The sequence below is a fragment of the Bacillus sp. V5-8f genome (assembly GCF_002863565.1).
Classification (GTDB): domain Bacteria; phylum Bacillota; class Bacilli; order Bacillales; family DSM-1321; genus Peribacillus.
On record NZ_PGUW01000011.1, the window covers coordinates 152378 to 173151 of the forward strand.

Consider the following 20774-nt stretch of genomic DNA (forward strand, 5'->3'; position numbering starts at 1 on the left):
AACCTGGAGGTAGGTCTGTTGGTAACTGAAATATTGGTACTGTTGGTACTGATTATTCTAAATGCGTTTTTCGCTGCTTCGGAAATCGCACTCATTTCATTAAATGATAATAAAATAAGGATCATGGCAGAGGAAGGGAACAAAAAAGCCAAGCTGCTTCATAATCTTCTTTCTGAACCAAGCCGGTTTCTGGCAACGATTCAGATCGGGATCACGCTTGCCGGGTTTTTGGCGAGTGCGTTTGCTGCCGGAAGCTTTGCAGGAGTGCTGGCTGGGTGGCTAGTAAATATTGGAGTGCCGTTTTCGGAAGATTTACTTGAAACCATTTCCGTGGTTGTAATCACATTGGTCTTATCCTATTTTACTTTGGTTCTGGGTGAGCTTGTCCCGAAGCGGCTTGCTTTACAAAAGGCAGAAGCCATTGCCTTTTTTGCGGTAACCCCTTTGACGCTTCTTTCCAAAATTTCTGCTCCGTTTGTCAAATTACTAACCTTTTCAACCAACGTAATTGTAAGACTTTTCGGTGTAGATCCTAATGCCGAAGATGAGAATGTAACGGAAGAAGAGATCAGGATGATGGTTGATGTTGGAAAAGAACGGGGAACCATCCAGGATTCAGAAAAAATTATGATCGACAATATCTTTGAATTTGATAATAAGACTGTATCTGATATAATGACACACCGGACAGGCATTGTTGCCATTCCTATAGATATAAGCCTGCAAGAAACGGTACATCTGGCGACTACGGAAAAATATACTAGATTTCCGGTTTATGAAGAAGATATCGATCATATCATCGGAATCTTGCATACCAAAGATTTAATCCAGTTTGTCGAAAATTGTGATGAAGGATCGTTTAATTTAAGAGAGCTGATCCGTGAACCATTTTTTGTCCTGGAATCTCTTAAAACGGACCACTTATTTCGAGAAATGCAAAAGAACAATGTCCATATGGCCATCGTCATTGATGAATACGGCGGTACCGATGGGATTATTACCATTGAAGATTTGATCGAGGAAATCGTCGGAAATATCTTTGACGAATATGATGAACCTGAAGAAGAACTGGATGATGAAGAAATCATTAAAGTTAGCCAAAACACTTATGTAATTGGCGGCCGTGCCAGTCTTGATGAAGTTGAGGATGCCTTGAATATTCAGTTACCTACCGATGATTACGATACCCTAAGCGGTTTCGTCATTGGGCAGCTCGGCTACATTCCGGTAGGCGATGTGCATCCGTCGATTGAATACGAAGATATTACGTTTACAGTGGCTGAAATGAATGATAAACGAATTATGAAAGTTAAAGTAAGTGTTCAAGAAAAAGAAAATGCAAATCTATCATAAGGTCAGACACCATCCAGTTTTTTTGGGTGGTGTCGTGTTGTTTTGGGAGGTGAAAAATATTGGAAATACAGGTAAAGGATATCGTGTCAAAAAGTATTTTGACGCCTGCCAAAGGTCAATTAGATGATTATACTCATTCGCTGAATCCATATGCCGGCTGTGCGTTGGGCTGTAAATATTGTTATGTACGCCAGCTTCCGGTATCACTTTATCGTGAAGAAGAGTGGGGCACCTGGGTCGATGTAAAAACAAATTCCGCCGAGCTGTTGAAAAAGGATCTAATTAAGGCAAAAAAGAAAGGGCCCGTTTATATTTTTATGTCCTCCTCCACGGATCCGTACCAACCTCTAGAGGCGAAAACTCAATTAACACTAAGGTTATTGGAAACTATGCTTGAAGAGCCTCCCGACTTCTTGTTCGTCCAAACACGTTCCCCCCTGGTGAAGCGGGATATTGATATCTTCAAAAAATTCGGGGACAAAATCCGTATTTCAATCACGATTGAAACCGATAAAGAGGAAATCAGGAAGGCATTTTCACCGGCCGCTCCGCCGATCCCAGCTAGGATGTTGGCATTAAAAGAAATAACGGAAGCAGGGATTCCGACTCAAGCGACAATAGCCCCGTTGCTGCCATGTTCAAGGGAGTTTCCTGAAAAATTAAAGAATCTGGCCACCCGCGTCGTGTTGGATGATTTCTGGATGGGTGATGGCAGCGGTGGAAGACGAACAGAAAGAATGGGTGTTTTTCAGATATATCAACAGCTCGGAATGGAAAAATGGTTCAATCCGACTGCTTATAAGGTTGTATTAAAGATGCTTCAGGAAGAACTGGGTGACGTAGGAATTTCAAAAGCAGGGTTTAAGCCAGATATAAAGTAAAAGGTCCTCTTAACAAATATGCTTAGAGGGCCTTTATCCAGAATTTTGGTGGATACTGGTTCTATGCTAAAATATATACACAATGACAATTTTACGAAAGCTGTGATCAAAGTGTGTCTAATTCTGTTTGCATATCAATCACATCCAAAATACAAGCTTATTGTTGCGGCCAACCGGGATGAGTTTTACAAAAGGCCCACTGCTCCTGTTCATTACTGGCAGGATCATCCTCAAATCCTTGCAGGTCGGGATTTGGAAAAAATGGGAACCTGGATGGGTGTCACAACAACTGGCCGATTTGCGGCATTGACCAATTATCGCAACCCGCAGGAAAAAACAGAAGGAAAACGTTCCCGTGGAGAGCTGGTTGCTAATTTTTTGAAAACCCATGAGATTTCTAAAGACTATCTAAAAAAAGTAAAGGTGGAACGGGATTTATATCCGGGCTATAACTTTCTGGCAGGCGATGCAAACGAGTTATATTACTATTCCAATGTTGAAGACACTGTGAAAAGGCTGGACCCGGGAATCTATGGTGTGAGCAACCATCTTTTAAATACCGCCTGGCCAAAGGTACAACGCGGGAAAGAGGGATTATCCCAGATAGTAGGCGACAGTGTCGAACAAATGACAGAGAAACTTTTAAACTTGTTGCAAAACGCAGATCCATTTCCTGATGAACTTCTCCCAAACACAGGTGTTTCGCAGGAGTGGGAACGGATTCTCTCGCCATTATTTATCAAAAGCGAGGGGTACGGGACGAGAAGCTCGACTGTTGTTTTAATGTCAGAAGGGGAAATCTATTACCGGGAACGAGTTTTTGTAGCGGAAAATAGCAAGGATCAAGAATATACTATTCATCTATAAAAAACTGACTAAACGAGGTCCAATCCTACTGGTATTTTTGATCGAATACAGCTCTAAATATAGAGTGGATTGGCCCCTTTCTTCATGGTTTTTATTTGCTTCCTGGTGCAGGTTGATCAACGCCCTTTACGCGATGTCTGTGTCCACTGTTTTCAGTGGTATAAAAATCATAATAATGTACGTGCATCCCATTCCCAACAGGTATGGCAGGTCCAGAATATGCCTTATACTGATGGGTATGGCCATCTTCATAAACAACGTATCCCTCGGTATAATGAATGTGGCCCCCATCCTGGGTTTGGATTGGAGGAGATGTTACATCTAAACACTGATGCACATGACCCGCATCAACTGAAGTATAATCAACTGAACCATGATTATGGTTTGGAACAAACCCAGGTGCAAAATCATCTTTCCCTACTCTATTCATCCATTCACCCTCCAAATACTTTATTCCTGTTTACTCTTTTTAATTGTTCAATGACTTTTCTACACTTGTAATGAGTAACTCTACATACACACTAGTTGACTAAAGTATTAATGGAGCCGTACATTTGGTGAACCTGTTGAGGTCAAATCGTGACTTTTCACCTCCTGCTGTAGGATTTAATACTATAATTTATTTGTTTGCTCATTCGAATATGTTTCGGAAGGGTTAGGAAATTTTAGTTTTACATTAAGTAAGCCTGATCGGTCTCCTTAGACCACCTGAACTTGGGAAGAAATTAGGCGTATTTTTGTTCCTCCGATAACAGGATGATTCTTGAATATTACATAAGCAAATTTTTGAATATTCTATCCCATCTTTGGGACAACGTAATAAATGCAAATGCCCGACAGGCCAATGTTAAATCAAGTTGCCTTTGACAATTGTCTTAGTCTTAAGTGGCTAGATTTCAGTAAACCTGGTATTTGTTGATAAGAGCTGAACTTGTTGAAGTAACGTGTAATTTGTGGATATTCATTTGAGTATGTTGATATGATGCAAATTTCGTTGCTATATCCCGCACTGTTATTGATCTGTCAGATGAAGTTGGTACTCATTAGGTTTTGTCGATATATTGACAATGGGTGGCCTTCCATTCGAAATATAGGTAATCGGGTAATTTTCAATTCATGTAATGGATAACAATTGCGCCCATCAATGATAACGGGTTCATTCATATAGACCCCATATAGCTGCAAGGGGAATTCTTTGATATGTTGCCATTCGGTTGCAATAATTGCTAACGCAGCATCCAAAAGAGCATGACGAATGTCAAAAGTATAATCGATCACCCTATAACCCTTCGTGTGTTACGTACAGCTATTGGGTCATAGGCCCTCACTATTGCACCTTCTTCGAGCAAATCTCGTATGATCGTTAACGAGGCAGCTTCGCGAATATCATCTGTTTCCGGCTTGAACGCCAGGTCAAGAACAGCTACCTTCTTACCTCTCAAAGTTCCTGACAATCCCTTCGCCTTGATTACCGGCAAAGAATGTTGCCGATTGTTCACCTGGATAACTGCCTTCAGCAACTCAAAAGGATGTTTGAGAATTTCCCGGAACTTGCACAAGAGCTTTCGTATCCTTTTGAAAACGCGATCCTCCATAACCAATCCCACGCCTGAAGAAAATACCAGCCGATCCGTTCATCCTTGCCATGCCATCCGCAACCTCATCGATATTTGGCCCTACCTTTTCACAAATAGCCTCTATTTCATTGATAAACTCCCAAGTTAAAAGATTGTAAAAGACTTGTAGATACTAGGGCTTGCATGATAGGAATGTCCTAATTTTTCCAGGCGCATAACGCGTTGCATTATGTGCTATGTTTAGCCGCCAGCCCTGTACTATTTCCCCCTAACAGAGAATAATGCCTATACCGACCACAACTGCTTCCCATAGGATATAAGGATAATGAGCGAGATAGAAAGGAGGGCATACCAGTGACTCTTCGTAATTTCATCGAAGTTCACATTTCTCCTGACCATGAATTTCCAGCGGAGGCTGACCTGATCCTCCCGGAAATCGTCGTTAATAAACACATGATGAAGGATAACCAGCCAATTAAGCTTTGTTATGGTTTAAAGGAAATAGCCCTGCACTTCCAGCCTGGGAACTCATTTATGGTAAAAGAGTCCGCTTCCAAGTTTCTTCACTTGGATCCTGATGGGCAAATGTTCGGGTTCCACTATGACAGAAAGGCGCGGCGGTTGGTCATAGGCCCACTTATAGGAATTCTCATGTCCGGTGTATCCAAGACAGGTGAAGAAGTATTTGGCGGGATGACGGATTTCTGTTTGGAAGTAGCTGAGAAAAGCAGAAGCAGGGGGGGAAGAGCGGTTTTTTTTACCCTTGAACAGATTAATGAAAATACCGAAACTATTGAGGGCTGGATTTATAGTAACCAAAAATGGATTCAAAGCGTTTTTCCCACACCCTATTGCGTCCATAACCGAATTAGTTCACGGAGGCAGGAAAAAAAAGAAGAAACGCAGATGAAAATAAATCTCTTAAAACAAAGAGGGGTTTTCTTTTATAATGATAAATTCCTCGATAAATGGGAGATTGTGCAGCAGTTGAAAACCATAAAGAGTGAAACCGTCTTTTTTCCACATACCACGCTGTATACAGGTCCTGATTCCCTTAATATAATGGCAAGCAGGTATCAGGAATTATATATAAAACCTTCGGGAGGAAGCCTTGGAAAAGGAATAATCCGGATAAAACGCTATGGCGAAAGCTATAGTTGCCAATACCAAAAAAATGGAGAAACCATTGCAAAGAAGTATAGGTCTATCACTGACCTTGGACGTATGTTGCAATCACGGATCGGATTAAGGCCATACGTTATCCAGCAGGGTATCGACCTTATTAAACAAAATGGAAGGATTGTAGATTTTCGGGCCCTTGTACAAAAAAACAAGAATGGGAAGTGGGCCATCACGTCCATCGTAGGACGGAGAGGTCCTGAGGAAAGCATTGTGTCCAATGTTTCGACTGGAGGGACTATATTGGGCTTGCGGGAGGCGTTAGAATCTTCCAATGCTCCATGGCTGCCAGTTGACCAGGTTGTCAGTGTTCTTAAAAACAAAGCGCTTAAGTTGGCAGAAGTATTTGAAATCGGAGCGGTGGGTAATTACGCGGAACTTGGCATTGATTTTGCTGTAGATCAATCCGGAAGGGTATGGGTACTGGAAATAAATTCAAAACCTTCAAAAGCTGTCCACTCGGTTGGCAGCCAGGTGAAAGGGGCGCGCCCATCCGTGAAACGGTTAATCGATTTCTGTTTTTACCAGAGCGGGTTCCAAAAGCATAGCAGGAAAAAACAGTCAAAGTCTCGAGGTCCCCGCCCAGCGTTAGGAGGATTAAAGGAAAATGGAGAAATCATTGGACTACCTGGGAATACTGGCAACTCCAAAACAATCTAATCCACCTTTTACCAGGGAAGCATTTTATAAATTATTATCGATTGAAGGCATGAGCATCGGTTTGCCTGTCTATGTATTTCTTCCTGAAGGTGTGGATATGCAAAACAAGATGGTAACTGGTTATAGGTATCTTCCACAGCAAGAATTATGGGAAATGAAAATCTTCCCCCTTCCATCGATTGTTTATGATTGTCTATGGGGGCGAAGGAAATACAGGACACAGCTCAAGTGGCTGAAGGAGCAGCCAGATGTCACTTTCCTGAATCATTTCCTTCGAAACAAAATAACTACGTACAAATCCCTTGTAAAGAATGAGGAATTGGCTTCATTCTTGCCTCCTACCAAATTAATCACTTCCCAGAACGTAATAAACGAAATGCTTCAAGTCTACGGTATGGTTGTGATTAAACCTGTTCAAAGCACTAGTGGCAAGGGTGTTATGAAGATTACCTCAAATCAGACCGCCCATCTGGCAGAAGGAAGAGACCTAAAAAATAACATTTTTCGGGTACGATTCGAAAATAAGGAATCTTTATTAAAATGGATCGAGAAATTGCCTAAAGTAAAAAGACTTGTACAGCCCTATCTTCACCTGTCAACTCCGGAGGGTACTCCCTTTGATATTCGGGTGCTTGTACAAAAGAATGACAAGGGGCAATGGGTTGAGACGGGAAGAGCATTGCGTTCGGGGGTACTAAATGGGTTAACCTCAAACTTGTGCGGAGGCGGGCAAGCCACCACTGTTTCTCCTTTTTTGGAAAGAATGTTTGATGAGCAACAAAGGATAGAAATAGAGGGAAAAATAAGCAGGATTATCCATAACCTTCCTTCTTACATTGAAAATAAGCATGGCCGGATGGTTGAGCTCGGCCTTGATATCGGTATAGACAGGAAAGGAAAAGTATGGATCATCGAAGTGAACTCAAAACCTGGAAGAAATTCCTTCAAAAAAATTGATAATGGCGCAAAGTACAAAACCGCCTTAACATCCCCCATTAAATATGCCCGCTACCTATTGAATAGAAAACAACAAGAGAAAGGTCAAGTGCCATGATTTGTAAAGGAACGCTGTCAATACAATCGCTAAATGGAACCTGGGGCCTTCACTTACCCTCAACTGGTTTTTGTAAGGAGTTGTTAGAGAAGAAAGAATTAATGATTAAATTAGGAAAATGGAAGAAGACCGTGATCATTACAGAGAAGATGCCAAACGAAACCGCGTTGCGGTCGGAAATTTATATACACAAACAGTCGGACTCCTATGAAATTGGTCCCTTTATCGGCATTCTTACAGTTTCAGGAGAAGATTCCTTCCTAGGAAACAGATCTAATTTTACCGATATTATCGAGACAGGACGAAAGCTCGGGGCACTTGCCTATGTCATCGCAGTAGAAGATATCGATTGGGAGTCGGGAACAGTAGTCGGATCGATATTTGACGATGAAAGGAAAATATGGGTAAGGCAATCGATGCCGTTCCCACATATCGTCTATAATCGTATTCCTAACAGGACTGCAGAGAACAAACAGCATGTAAAATCCACCCTGGAAAAGCTTTCTGCTTTGAAAACCATTACTTTATATAATCCGCATTTCTTCGAAAAGTCCCAGTTATACGATATTTTACAAAAAGACAAAAAAGTTTCGGTTTTTCTTCCAGAAACGGTTTCCTTTTCTCGGGAAAACTTAGTGAATATGGCTGCTAAACACCCCATTTTATACATGAAACCTACAAATGGCAAAGCCGGACGGGGCATTTACCAACTGCAGAGAAAAGATGATCGTTTCGTCCTTCAATACCAATTGAAGAAAAAGAAGATAAACAGATTCTATCAAACTGTTTACGGATTATATGATGCTGTTAGAAGAATAATGAAGGAGCCCTATTTAATTCAACAAGGAATTTGCCTGGCCACTTATCAGGAAAGGATTTTTGACATCCGGGCACTTGCCCAAAAGGATGGCCAAGGAGAATGGGGGATTACAGGCATGGGTATCCGGATTGCAGGTATTGGGGGAATCACCACCCATGTTCCCCGCGGCGGTACTATAGGAGATCCAGAAAATATTTTGTCTGCTGTATTTCCCGAGACCGATAGTAAAAGCATGATAAAATCTATCCATGATATGGTGCTCACGATTGCTCGAGTGCTTGAAAAGGAGTGGCCGACACTTGCTGAATGCTCAATGGATATTGGTATCGACAAGTCGGGGAAAATGTGGTTTATCGAAGCCAATTCCAAACCAGAAAAGTTTGACGAACCCCACATCCGAAACCTCTCCCTAAAACGAATCATCGAATTTGCCCAGCATAAATCAGGCTTCCAAAAAGGCAGCAACACACAAAAAAACGATAAAAGTCATATCGACCGAACATGACAAAGGCAGGGACAAAAAACACTTCCCTGCCTTTTGTGTTGAATGTGTCTGTTGGGGTCAGACCCCCAGTGTGGTGAAGCGATAAAGCATCAAAGGGGGTCAGACCCCCAATGCGGTAAAAGCAAATTGTGTCGAATAGGATAGATGTCAATGAACCTCTATTAATATAAATCTATCAGGTTTCTGAGTTCAAGGATGAATTCAGAGCATTTTTTTTCGGCAATTCCCGTATTGCCAGTTATGATTACATAGCCGTATTCTCTGTTGGCGATCACATCCATGTTTCGGTTTATGTGTAATTCGAAGCCTGCAGGCTTATAGTGCTGGATCAGCTTATGGTAGTTTCGTATGTTTTTTATTTTCCCGGATTTCGGAAAGCTTAACTTGTGGGCTGCCACTGGTACATTTTTGGGCATGGGGAATTCAACCTTCATTCCGCTGGCAAGAGCAACAGAAGCTTTAACAAGATCAATGCCGGTGTGTGCCAATATTGTTTCCGGAAGGACGGTGCCGCCTGCCCGGGCGCCAATCTCAATGATATGCGGCTTACCCTTTTTATCCAGACTGATATCAATTGTACTGGGGCCATTCATAATCCCCAGACTGCGCAGAGCCTTTGAACATTCCTCCTCAATAGCCCTAATTTCTTCCGGTGAGAGGGAGATTGGAAAGGAATGGCCAAGCGACACAAATGTTGGAGAGTACGTTTTTCGAGAGATAAAACATTTTACTAATTCGCCATCTATACTGAACCCTTGCGCTCCGAGTTGTTGTCCATTAACGAATTTTTCAACGATGACCTTTTGGTTGTTTGCACGCTTTAGAGCCTTTGCCACTGCTTTGTCAAATTGTTTAATTCTTTCAATCTTTGTAATTCCGATGCTGCCTCTTTGATCGGAAGGTTTAACGATGAAGGGAGAATCCAGCAGGTCTATTTCAAGCTCGGCCCTTACCTTTTCAAGTTCCTCTTTATTTTCAATTTTATAGAAAGGCTCAGGCATTACGATCCCATCACGCTTAAAGGCCTGTTTCATTACATATTTATCCCTTACGGTTTCGCCTATGCCCTCGCCCTGCTTGGGGAGGTGTAACGCCTCATTTAGATAACAAACGGTTGCCACATACAGCTCGTTTCTGGTCATACTGCCTACAACATTGTATTTTCTTGCTATGTTTTCGACACATTCCAGACAATTTGGATCTTCCACTTCAAAATAGTTAGCCCGCCTTGCAGCGACTGCGTTTTTGTCAGGGTCAATCACTAAAACCCTAAGGCCTAACTCCTGCGCTTTCCTGATGACTGGCAGGGAGTTTTGGGTACCACCCAGGACGAGAAAAACCGGCTGCATATCATCCACCCTTTCCTTCTTGTGCAATCGTCCCTTATTAATATTGGTATGAATTTTCCATAAAAATGGTTTCACTTTCAGCAAAGTATTATTGAGTCTCCAGCCCTTAAAAATAACGAAAACTTCATGTATAATTATGAATATTAAAGGTTTTTGGAGTTGAAAATATGGTAACCATTGCAGATATAGCTAAAATCGCCGGCGTTTCCAAGAGCACAGTATCGCGGTACTTGAATGGAGGCTCCATCAGTGATGCCACCCGGAAAAAAATTGAACGTGTGATCGAGGAAAACAGTTATTCCCCAAACAAATTTGCCCAAAGCCTGAAAGCCAAAAAAACCAATATCATCGGCACCATTGTCCCACGTCTTGACTCGTTTGCGACTTCACAAACCTTGATCGGGATTGATGAACAGCTTCGCGAGCTCGACTGCCAACTAGTGATATCCAATTCAAGCCAGGATTTGCAGCGTGAAATAGAGAACATTTACAGCCTGGCAAAACAAAAGATTGCTGGAATTATTCTGCTTGCTACTGAAATCACAGACCTGCATTTGGAAGCATTCAGACAGGTTCAAATTCCGGTTATCCTGGTTGGGCAGCAGCATGATCAGTTTCATAGCATTATTCATAAAGATTATGAAGCAGCGTATGAGCTTGGGAAACATGTCTTACAGAAAGGCCATCGGAATATCGCTTATCTTGGCGTTACGGAAAAAGACATTGCCGTAGGAGTCAAACGAAAAGAAGGCTTCAAAAAAGCGGTGAAGGAGCAGTCGAATGCCACTGTGAACTATTATGAAACGAGCTTCAATATAGAAGCTTCAATGAAAAAGGTGCCTGAAATAATTAAGGAGCACCAGCCTTCGATTATTGTTTGTGCCACGGATAATATTGCTCTTGGTGCGTTAAAGGCGGCCTATATGAAAGGGCAGCGCGTACCGAAGGACCTGTCGATTACAGGTTTCGGCGGCTATGATGTCACAGAAATCACATATCCGGGGATCACGACGGCAAAGTTTTTTTATAAAGAAGCCGGTAATCTAGCGGCAAAGGATATTGTAAAGCTAGTAAACGGGGAAGAGTTAGAAAAAATTAAGTTTACAAAATATAAAATTATTGATAGGGAAAGCGTTGACAATCTTTTGTGAGAATCATATAATAACTGAAACCGGTTCCAACCATATAAAATGAAATGGAACCGGTTCCGATACAGTCATTATTATTTTTTTAAAATAAAGTGGAACCGGTTCCGCACCTTTTTTTAACAAAGTTTGGAACCGGTTTCTCCACATGATGTGAGGGTGAGGAGCAGATGAATTATAACAACATCGCACAAGAAATTTTGGAAGCCATCGGCGGAAAAGAAAATGTCGATGCAGCAGCGCATTGTGCCACCAGATTACGCTTGGTATTACACGATGAAGGAATTGTTGACCAAACAAAACTGGACGGAATGGATGTAGTAAAAGGGACATTCTCCACTGGGGGGCAATTCCAAGTCATATTGGGATCAGGTACTGTAAATGAAGTATACAAAGAATTTGCCAAGCTGACCGGTCAAGCTGAAATGTCCACCAAGGATGTCAGTAAAGCTGGAGCAAAGAAAATGAATCCGCTTCAACGGTTCGTAAAAATGTTGTCGGATATTTTTGTACCAATCATTCCGGCAATCGTGGCCGGCGGTTTATTAATGGGATTAAACAACTTGCTTACAGCCCAGGACTTTTTTATTGAAGGGAAGTCTTTGATTGAGGCTTATCCTGAAATGGCGGATCTTGCAGCTTTGATCAATACGTTTGCCAACGCGGCATTTGTATTCTTGCCGATTTTAATCGGGTTTTCCGCAACCCAGCGCTTTGGGGGAAATCCATATTTGGGAGCGGCGCTGGGTATGCTGATGGTTCACCCTGATTTGTTAAATGGCTATGGCTACGCAGATGCCGTTGCAAAAGGCGAAGTGCCGTTCTGGAAAATTTTCGGCCTCGAAATTGAAAAGGTTGGTTATCAGGGCAGTGTGCTTCCTGTATTGGTTTCTTCCTTTATTTTAGCTAAAATTGAAACATTCTTAAGAAGAAGAGTTCCTTCTTTCCTAGATAACTTAGTAACGCCTTTATTATCCATTTTTATTACCGGAGTTCTAACGTTTACTCTAGTGGGGCCTTTCACACGAAGTGCGGGGAACCTGCTCACTGATGGGCTCGTGTGGCTATATGATACAACAGGCTTTGTTGGTGGTGCCATCTTCGGTCTTTTATACGCGCCGATTGTTATTACAGGTATGCATCATAGCTTCATAGCGGTAGAAACCCAGCTGCTTGCTGATATGGCAAAAACGGGTGGATCCTTCATCTTTCCAATTGCTGCAATGTCCAATGTCGCACAAGGAGCAGCAACGCTTGCAGTACTCCTTCTCGCACGTGACGCGAAAGTAAAAGGTACCGCTTCTGCAGCAGGGATATCAGCGCTTCTAGGCATCACCGAACCGGCAATGTTCGGGGTGAACCTGAAATTGAAGTATCCGTTTATTGGAGCGATTTCAGGAGCGGCGGTTGGTTCTGCATTCGTTGCTTTATTCAAAGTAAAAGCGATCGCTTTGGGTGCTGCTGGCCTTCCGGGTATCATCTCCATTAAACCGGGAACAATCACCTTCTATATTGTTGGTATGGCGATTACATTTGCGGTTGCATTCCTTGTGACGATCGTACTTGGAAAACGTGATGCTAAAAAACAAAAAATAAACTAATAAATAAAAAAAGAAAGGGAAATCATAACTGGTTTCCCTCCTTTACTTTTAGCTTAGCAAGGTTATACCAAAACATTTTCGATCATTAAGCAATTTCGTAAGGAGAGCAAAATCATGGAATGGACTAGGGAAAAAAGATACCGGCGGCTTGATGAAGCAAGCCCCGAAGAGATACAGCAATTGACCCATCAAGTGGAGGCATCTCCTTGGCGGCAAACGTTTCATATCCAGCCGCATACAGGACTTTTAAATGATCCCAACGGTTTTTCATATTATAATGGCTTTTATCATTTATTTTATCAGTGGTTTCCGTTAGGTCCAGTACATGGAATGAAATATTGGTACCATGTGAAATCTAAGGACCTCGTCAATTGGGAAGATGTCGGGATAGGCATTGAACCCGATCGGGATTATGATAGCCATGGGGCTTATTCGGGAAGTGCTATCGAACATGAAGGCAAACTGTATTTATTTTATACGGGAAACACGCGTAACGAAAATTGGATAAGGCACCCTTACCAATGCCTGGCTGTCATGGATATAGAAGGTGATATTAGGAAACAAGAGGAGGCAGTAATCCGCAGTGTGCCATCAGGTTATACAGACCATTTCCGTGATCCGAAAATTTGGAAAGATGGCGAAACATTTTATGCCGTAATCGGGGCCCAGCGTGAGAACCAGACAGGTTGTGTGGTGTTGTATAGTTCTCTGAATCTAACAGATTGGAAATTCGAAGGAGAACTGGGTACCAACCTAAAAAACTTCGGTTATATGTGGGAATGCCCGGATTATTTTGAAGCCGATGGCCGGGGTGTCTTCATTTTTTCTCCACAAGGCATTGAACCTTCGGGTGATGAGTTCCAAAATATCTACCAGTCTGGTTATTTGATTGGTGATCCACTGAACCTGCCCGACAGAACATTTCATCACGGTGATTTCCGCGAACTGGATAGGGGCTTTGATTTTTATGCTCCCCAAACGATGGCAAGCCCAGACGGGAGACGGATTCTGGTAGGTTGGATGGGGCTTCCGGACATTGACTACCCGACAGATCAACATGGCTGGGCGCATTGCTTGACCCTTCCACGTGAATTATCCGTCAAAAATGAAAAGCTTGTACAAAAGCCTGTAAAAGAGTTAGAATTACTGCGGAAACAGGAATTAGCGGCAACATTCGTAGCAGATAACGAAGCAAAAAGCTTAGAGGGCTTTACCGGCACAAGATTTGAACTTCGATGTGAAATCTCGGATTTTAGCGCTGAAGAGTTCGGTATTGAATTTCGTGCTAGTGGAGACGAGAAGACGGTCATCAAATACGATGCCATCCAGAAAACAGCGGTTCTGGACCGCAGCGTTTCAGGCGCACAAGTTGGTGTAGAGCATGGAACCACGAGGTCGTGCAGCGTTGATGCAGACAAGATCGTCTTCCATTTGTTTGTAGACACATCTTCCGTTGAAATATTTTTGAATGATGGTGAAGAAGTTTTCACTTCAAGGATTTTCCCAGACGCTGGAAGTGACCAAATCCACTTTTATGCAAAAAACGGAAACGCCACGTTCAACACCCGCAAATGGGATTTGGGGGTCTGACCCCCGGCGCGGTGACGCGGTAAAGCATGGGGGGCAGACCCTCGTGCTGTTTAAAGGAACGAATAGTTTTGCATCGTCCATATTTAGGAAGGAGGAATACATTAATGGGAAAGCTATATTCAATAGGGGAAGTGTTAATCGACTTTATCCCTCTTCAAAAAGGCAGGGCACTTAAGGATGTAACAACATTTGAGCGTGCGCCTGGCGGGGCCCCTGCCAACGTGGCAGCTGCTGTGGCCAAATTTGGAGGAGTATCCTCCATGATCACGAAGCTGGGAAAAGACGCATTTGGTGATTTCCTGGTTGAAACATTGGAGAAATCCGGCGTGGAAACGGATAAAATCATACGAACAGACGAAGCGAATACTGCGCTTGCTTTTGTTTCTTTACGCGAAGATGGCGAAAGGGATTTCTCGTTTTACCGCAAGCCATCAGCTGATCTCCTGCTTACGGCGGATGAGATCAACGAAGACTGGTTCGGGGTAGGGGATATTCTGCACTTCGGGTCAGTTGATTTAGTCGAGAGCCCGATGAAGCATGCCCATATAAAAGCAATCGAGCAGGCTAAATTAAAGGGAAGCTTAATCAGCTTTGACCCAAATGTCCGGCTGCCGCTTTGGGAAAGCCCAGAGGATTGTAGGCAAACGATTCTTGAATTTGTACCTAAAGCACATATTCTCAAAATTTCAGATGAAGAATTGCCATTTATTACAAACGTGAAAGATCCGGAAGAAGCTATACAATCTCTGTTCATCGGGGAGGTAAAAGCAATTATTTATACAAAAGGCTCCCATGGTGCGGACCTTTACATAAAAACAAATAAATATGAATCCAGAGGCTACAGCGTGGATGTACAGGATACCACCGGTGCTGGTGATGCATTTATCGGAGGATTTCTTTACAAACTGTTAAGCAGGCGTACCACTCAAGAAACCCTAGAAGAGATTTGCCAGGCAAACCATCAGGAATTCCTGGCATTCTCCAATGCGAGCGGTGCCCTCACAACGACCGGAAAAGGCGCGATCAGCTCAATTCCTGCTATTGAACAAATTATACAGCTACTAGAACAAGCAAAATAAGAAGGAGAATTCGCAGTGTCCCAAAATAAAAAATGGTGGAAAGAAAGTGTTGTTTATCAAATTTATCCGAGAAGCTTTATGGACAGCAACGGAGATGGAATCGGGGATATCCCTGGAATCATCTCGAAGCTTGACTATTTAAAGCATCTGGGGGTGGATGTTGTTTGGCTTTCTCCAGTTTATCAATCGCCAAATGATGATAATGGATATGATATCAGCGACTATCAGGAAATCATGGAAGAATTCGGTACCATGGAAGATTGGGACCGGCTTCTCGACGAAATGCATAAACGGGAGATTAAACTGGTTATGGACCTGGTGGTAAACCATACCTCTGATAAGCATGCCTGGTTTATGGAAGCAAGAAATTCGAAAGATAATCCATACAGGGATTATTACATTTGGCGTCAGGGACGAGGGGGCCTGCCTCCTACAGACTGGGAAGGCTCTTTTGGAGGATCTGCTTGGGAATACAGCCCGGAAACGGAAGAGTATTATCTTCATATGTTTTCGAAAAAACAGCCCGATCTCAATTGGGAAAACCCAGCTCTCCGGAACGATATCTATTCCATGATGAAATTTTGGCTCGATAAAGGCATTGACGGATTTCGTATGGATGTCATCAACATGATCTCTAAAAAGGAATTCCTGCCCACTTATGAAGAGCTCGCAGAGGGAACCGCAAAACCACTGCCTTATCAGTTTAATGGAGCAAGTGTACATGACTATCTGCAGGAAATGAATCGTGAGGTCTTATCAAAATACGATATCATGACAGTAGGCGAATGCCCTAAAGTCACCCCGGAACAAGCTGAACTGTATACTGCGGAAGAGCGAAACGAACTAAATATGGTATTCCAATTTGAACATATGAGCCTCGATAAACAAAAAGGAAAACAAAAATGGGACTTGAAGACGTTAGAGCTGTCAGACTTAAAACAAAACCTCTCAAAATGGCAAAAACAGCTCGAAAACCGCGGATGGAATAGCCTGTATTGGAACAACCACGACCAGCCCCGCATTGTTTCCCGCTTCGGGACTGATGGGAAATACCGGGTTGAATCTGCGAAGATGCTGGCTACGCTGCTCCATTTTATGAAGGGGACTCCGTATATTTATCAAGGTGAGGAAATCGGCATGACCAATGTCCGATTCCCGGGGATTGAAGATTATCAGGACATTGAAACGAAAAATATGTATCAGGAAAGAGTTCATGAACTAGGCTATGATTCTAAGGACGTTATGGAGTCAATATACGCCAAAGGGCGCGATAACGCGAGAACTCCAATGCAATGGGATGATTCGGAACATGCAGGCTTCACAAAAGGAACTCCATGGTTTAACGTAAACCCGAATTATACAGCGATCAATGTTAAAAATGACTTAGAAAACAAGAATTCTATTTTCTATCATTATAAAAAACTTATCGAACTTCGAAAAAAGCACGAAATCGTAGTATATGGAAGTTATGATTTAATTCTCGGAGACCATGAATCCATTTTTGCTTACATAAGGCAATTAGGGGATCAAATGCTGCTTGTAATCAATAATTTCTATGAGAAAGAAGCAGAATTTGAATTACCTTCTTCTATCACTTTTGGGTCAGGTGAGCTATTAATCAGCAACTATGACGACCATAACGTGGCCGACATTGCGAAATTCACGCTGCGACCTTATGAATCAGTCGTTTATCAATTGGAAAAATAATGACGAACTCCATAGAAATCAACATTCTATGGGGTTTTTTATTCCGTTTTCGCGGTTTTGCAAGCGAAGTGGAAAATTCCAAATGCTCTCTATACCAACGCAAATCCGAAAGATTCCAAGAAAATCCCAATGCGTTTTTAGCCAATCCTTATGGGAATTCAGCACATTTAGAAATTACTTAGCCAAGCCTCACCGTCTTTAGATCATTAAGCTAACCACTTAAGAGTATGCGGTCTTGGTTACAAAAGGATATGCTCTCCTTTTTCCAGCACCACTGCTTTCAGTTGAAGGGATTCAGGATATTTGATTCCCACGCCGGTACTTAAACAAGCCACCGATTCTCCAGCTTTGATCCAGTTATTCCCCCTTAAGATTCTAGCTGCTGCAAAGGTTGCTGCTCCTTTAGGGCAGATAAAGTTTCCTTCTAGGCTGGCTACTTCTAGCTGGCAGCTTTTGATACTTTCTTCGGAGACGGAAATCGCACAGCCTGCTGTTTCCCGAATAGCTTGTAATACAAGGAAATCACCAAGAGGTTTCGGGACATTGATGCCAAATGCGTTTCTGTTAGAATTTTCTCATAGTTCCGACTTGGTCTTACCTTCTTCCAAGGCCTTTACAATTGGTGCGCAGCCCTCTGCCTGTACGGCGACAAGGCGCGGAAGTTTCTCTCCATTAATCCAGCCTAGTTATTTTAGTTCTAGTAAGGCTTTGTAGATGCCAATCATTCCAACTCCCCCTCCGGTAAGAAACATGACTTTCCTCCTTTCATACAAACGTTAGACATTTTTTGGTACAGAAACGTTTCAATAGTAAATAAATTTTTCCAACTGTATACAAATATCTTATAGGAGAGAACGGGTTTTATGATGCTTCGACTCTGAAAGAGCCCTACAGGATTGAAGGTAAGAAAACAATGGGCTACGAAATAGCCGAACAAATGGACTGGAAGCTTCCCGATGTCATTCTTTTTTTACCCTAGTAAAAAAAGCGGTTAGGGGAAATGACAAGGCATTTCAAGAACTGATTGAAGAAGAAAAACATAAGCTCTACCGCACGGCCTTTCTTTATGCAAGGAATGAAAGCGACGCACTGGACATTGTACAGGAATCGGTCTATAAAGCCTATGTATCTATTAAAAATTTGACAGTAAAAAAGAGTATAAAGTCAAAGGATTTTCATACTCTGCCCATCCTCAGCCTATGACAATGTGGATAAAAACAACTATCTCATCCACCGATCCTGATAAAGTGGAGGTTGGGCAGGAGATAGAAGATACGATATTGGAGTTTCTCGAATCAGAGGAAGCAAAGGCTGCCATCCAAAATGATGAATACAAAATCATTGTGCTTAGCAAAGATAAAAAGAAAATAAATTAGCTCTTGCTCTGGTTCCAAGATTCCTTGCGGTTGCTGTTGCTCCGACACTTTACTTTTCCCTTGAATCAAAGCATGCAGCAAAGCCTGTATTAGTGATCATTGCGAATCAGTAATACAGGCTGTTTTCCTTTTACAATTTTGGTATATAAACGTCTTTAACCAGGTTAGATAATAGGATAGTTGAAGCCATAACGCGGATTGGTGTAATAGGGTGGCCTCCAACCAACTTCGGACATTGGCCAGGAATGATTGATATAATCCATCCTTACTTTTTCATATGACCTGTTGACCAGCAGTAGTTTTACTTCCGGATTAAATTCAAATCTCAAAGAGCAGCCTCCTTACTTTTTTCTCACGCTTTACCCTATTCATGCGTACTTAAAATGGAGCAAGTACCAACAGCCTATAACGATGAGATGTAGCGCATTTCTGAATTGTTTTTATTTCTGTTTTCTTTTGGATAACAAGCACTTTGCAGGGCGGCTTCACATACGGTAAACAGAAAGTTTATTACCAGGAGGTCTCCAATGAATCAAGAAAATAAAGATCGAAAAATGTTCCAAATAGATCAAATGAATGATATGGATTCCATGGATGAAATTAATTTTATCGATCAAATAAACACAGTGGAACATATACCGCAAATGCAAGTACAGCAAAGCTATCAAATTCCACCATACTCTTTGCCGCACATCCAACATGCCAATCAAATAAGACAATATGACATGCCACAAATGGACCAGTACCGAGCAGGGAATATGATAGGGCACCAGTATCCAGGCGGCAACATGATGAGGCAGTATCAAGATGATAATATAATGGGCCAATACTATGATGGCAACGTGATGGGCCAGTATGAAGATGATAATATTATGGGCCTGTACTATGACGGAAACGTAATGGGGCAATATCAAGGTGATAATGTGATGGACCAGTACCATGATGGCAACGTGATGGGGCAATATCAAGGTGATAATGTGATGGACCAGCACTATGATGGTAACGTAATGGGCCAATATCAAAAAGATAGCGTGATGGGCCAGATGGATCAAATGAAGCTGCAGCAGATCAGGCAGCTGCAACAATCCTTTGATGCTAATAAAGTAGAACATCCATACCCAATGTACCCAAACTATGGGAAAATAACCCGTTATGAAGAAATCCCGATCAATTTGCCGGAACAGCGCCAGCTTTTTCATCCTGGTGTGGAAGGGTTAATGGTGCCCCGTCCGATTATTGAAAATCCAAATTATAAAGGAAGCGGTAAGTTAAGAGGAAAAGTTGCGCTGATTACAGGCGGTGACAGCGGAATTGGGGCGGCGACGGCCATTGCGTTTGCCAAAGAAGGCGCAGACGTAGCCATAGCTTATTTAAATGAACATGAGGATGCAAACCGGACCAGAATGAGGATTGAACAACTTGGCCGGCGTTGTATATTGATGCCTGGTGACTTGCGGGAAAAACGGCAGTGTGTTGCGATTGTAGAGCAAACCGTAAGGACGTTTGGCCGTCTTGATATCCTTTGTAACCATGTAGGCATCCAGTTCCAGCAGTTGCGTTTGACTGACATTACAGACCAGCAATTCGATGACACCTTTAAGGTGAATATTTATTCCCACTTCTACACCACAAGGGCAGCGCTTCCATATATGAAGCCGGGAAGCTCTATTATTGGCACTACCTCTGTTGTGACATATGTCGGTGAGAAACAAATGATTGATTACACGGCTACCAAAGGTGCTATCGTAGGCTGGACACGCGCCCTTGCGAATAATGTCGTCGATCAAGGTATTCGTGTCAACGCAGTAGCGCCGGGACGGATCTGGACGCCGCTTATCGCCGCAAGTTTCTCTTCAGACCAGGTTGCTGTGTACGGGGCCTTTAATAAAATGCAGCGTGTGGCCCATCCATTCGAATTGGCACCTACCTATGTGTATTTGGCTTCCGATGATTCACGCTTTGTCACAGGCCAAGTGCTCCATGTCGACGGCGGGGAATCTACGCATTCATAATCATATTTTTAAGGGGTCA

Annotated in this window: 17 protein-coding genes and 3 pseudogenes; 14 read left to right on the forward strand and 6 right to left on the reverse strand. The window is 42.5% G+C overall.

Annotated elements, in window-relative coordinates; translation table 11 throughout:
• Positions 1-18: 18 nt before the first annotated feature.
• The 3 genes from CUU64_RS13985 (at position 19) to CUU64_RS13995 (ending at position 3101) form a co-directional block, all read left to right on the forward strand.
• Positions 19-1353 (forward strand): hemolysin family protein, encoded by a 1335-nt coding sequence (locus CUU64_RS13985; protein WP_101634229.1) that lies wholly within the window; start codon positions 19-21, stop codon positions 1351-1353.
• A gap of 59 nt (positions 1354-1412) precedes the next feature.
• On the forward strand, positions 1413-2234 hold the full coding sequence (locus CUU64_RS13990; RefSeq protein WP_101634230.1) for an SPL family radical SAM protein: 822 nt from the start codon (positions 1413-1415) through the stop codon (positions 2232-2234).
• Between the two features lie 63 nt (positions 2235-2297).
• A complete protein-coding gene (locus CUU64_RS13995) occupies positions 2298-3101 on the forward strand; it encodes an NRDE family protein (protein WP_308302380.1) in 804 nt (267 codons plus the stop codon).
• A 91-nt stretch (positions 3102-3192) separates the two neighbouring features.
• Here CUU64_RS13995 and CUU64_RS14000 read toward each other — a convergent pair whose 3' ends face one another.
• From CUU64_RS14000 to CUU64_RS22950, 3 genes are all read right to left on the reverse strand, one after another.
• Entirely contained in the window at positions 3193-3531 is a 339-nt protein-coding gene (locus CUU64_RS14000; protein ID WP_101634231.1) for a YmaF family protein, read from the reverse strand.
• A gap of 844 nt (positions 3532-4375) precedes the next feature.
• Positions 4376-4696, reverse strand: coding sequence for a UDP binding domain-containing protein (locus CUU64_RS22635; RefSeq protein WP_257985528.1), 321 nt, complete (start codon positions 4694-4696; stop codon positions 4376-4378).
• Entirely contained in the window at positions 4623-4811 is a 189-nt protein-coding gene (locus CUU64_RS22950) for a hypothetical protein (protein WP_308302382.1), read from the reverse strand. Before CUU64_RS22950 ends, CUU64_RS22635 begins: the two co-directional genes overlap by 74 nt.
• Before the next feature lie 221 nt (positions 4812-5032).
• On the opposite strand from CUU64_RS22950, the gene CUU64_RS14010 reads away from it, so the two are divergent.
• From CUU64_RS14010 to CUU64_RS14020, 3 genes are all read left to right on the forward strand, one after another.
• Positions 5033-6517: a YheC/YheD family endospore coat-associated protein gene (locus CUU64_RS14010; protein WP_101634232.1), complete on the forward strand. Its 1485-nt coding sequence runs from the start codon at positions 5033-5035 to the stop codon at positions 6515-6517.
• Positions 6465-7571, forward strand: coding sequence for a YheC/YheD family endospore coat-associated protein (locus CUU64_RS14015; protein ID WP_101634233.1), 1107 nt, complete (start codon positions 6465-6467; stop codon positions 7569-7571). The genes CUU64_RS14010 and CUU64_RS14015 overlap by 53 nt, the downstream gene beginning before the upstream one ends.
• Positions 7572-7672: 101 nt before the next feature.
• On the forward strand, positions 7673-8896 hold the full coding sequence (locus CUU64_RS14020; protein ID WP_180954605.1) for a YheC/YheD family endospore coat-associated protein: 1224 nt from the start codon (positions 7673-7675) through the stop codon (positions 8894-8896).
• Positions 8897-9057: 161 nt separating this feature from the next.
• On the opposite strand, the gene CUU64_RS14025 is transcribed toward CUU64_RS14020, so the two are convergent.
• Positions 9058-10320, reverse strand: a complete 1263-nt coding sequence (locus tag CUU64_RS14025; RefSeq protein WP_257985532.1) for an ATP-grasp domain-containing protein — start codon at positions 10318-10320, stop codon at positions 9058-9060.
• A 92-nt stretch (positions 10321-10412) separates the two neighbouring features.
• Here CUU64_RS14025 and CUU64_RS14030 point away from each other — a divergent pair, with 92 nt between their 5' ends.
• The 5 genes from CUU64_RS14030 to CUU64_RS14050 all read left to right on the forward strand — a co-directional run bounded on the left by CUU64_RS14030 (position 10413) and on the right by CUU64_RS14050 (position 17367).
• On the forward strand, positions 10413-11396 hold the full coding sequence (locus CUU64_RS14030; protein ID WP_101634236.1) for a LacI family DNA-binding transcriptional regulator: 984 nt from the start codon (positions 10413-10415) through the stop codon (positions 11394-11396).
• Between the two features lie 164 nt (positions 11397-11560).
• Positions 11561-12991 (forward strand): sucrose-specific PTS transporter subunit IIBC, encoded by a 1431-nt coding sequence (locus CUU64_RS14035; RefSeq protein WP_101634237.1) that lies wholly within the window; start codon positions 11561-11563, stop codon positions 12989-12991.
• Between the two features lie 114 nt (positions 12992-13105).
• Positions 13106-14581 carry a glycoside hydrolase family 32 protein gene (locus tag CUU64_RS14040; RefSeq protein ID WP_101634238.1) on the forward strand — a complete coding sequence of 492 codons (1476 nt, stop codon included), beginning with the start codon at positions 13106-13108 and terminating at the stop codon, positions 14579-14581.
• A 104-nt stretch (positions 14582-14685) separates the two neighbouring features.
• Positions 14686-15660: a carbohydrate kinase family protein gene (locus CUU64_RS14045; RefSeq protein ID WP_101634239.1), complete on the forward strand. Its 975-nt coding sequence runs from the start codon at positions 14686-14688 to the stop codon at positions 15658-15660.
• Between the two features lie 15 nt (positions 15661-15675).
• Entirely contained in the window at positions 15676-17367 is a 1692-nt protein-coding gene (locus tag CUU64_RS14050; RefSeq protein ID WP_101634240.1) for a glycoside hydrolase family 13 protein, read from the forward strand.
• A 239-nt stretch (positions 17368-17606) separates the two neighbouring features.
• On the opposite strand, the pseudogene CUU64_RS22645 reads toward CUU64_RS14050, so the two are convergent.
• Positions 17607-18122 (reverse strand): annotated as a pseudogene (locus CUU64_RS22645) (pyridoxal-phosphate dependent enzyme); the annotation flags it as partial.
• Positions 18123-18211: 89 nt separating this feature from the next.
• Here CUU64_RS22645 and CUU64_RS22650 point away from each other — a divergent pair.
• Together CUU64_RS22650 and CUU64_RS14070 are read left to right on the forward strand one after the other, a co-directional pair.
• A pseudogene (locus CUU64_RS22650) lies at positions 18212-18337 on the forward strand (threonine synthase); the annotation flags it as partial.
• 217 nt (positions 18338-18554) lie between these two features.
• Positions 18555-18743: pseudogene (locus tag CUU64_RS14070) on the forward strand (DUF4030 domain-containing protein); the annotation flags it as partial.
• A gap of 164 nt (positions 18744-18907) precedes the next feature.
• Here CUU64_RS14070 and CUU64_RS22055 read toward each other — a convergent pair.
• Positions 18908-19072 (reverse strand): hypothetical protein, encoded by a 165-nt coding sequence (locus tag CUU64_RS22055; RefSeq protein WP_180954606.1) that lies wholly within the window; start codon positions 19070-19072, stop codon positions 18908-18910.
• 705 nt (positions 19073-19777) lie between these two features.
• On the opposite strand from CUU64_RS22055, the gene CUU64_RS14075 reads away from it, so the two are divergent.
• Positions 19778-20755 (forward strand): SDR family oxidoreductase, encoded by a 978-nt coding sequence (locus tag CUU64_RS14075; protein WP_101634293.1) that lies wholly within the window; start codon positions 19778-19780, stop codon positions 20753-20755.
• Positions 20756-20774 lie beyond the last annotated feature (19 nt).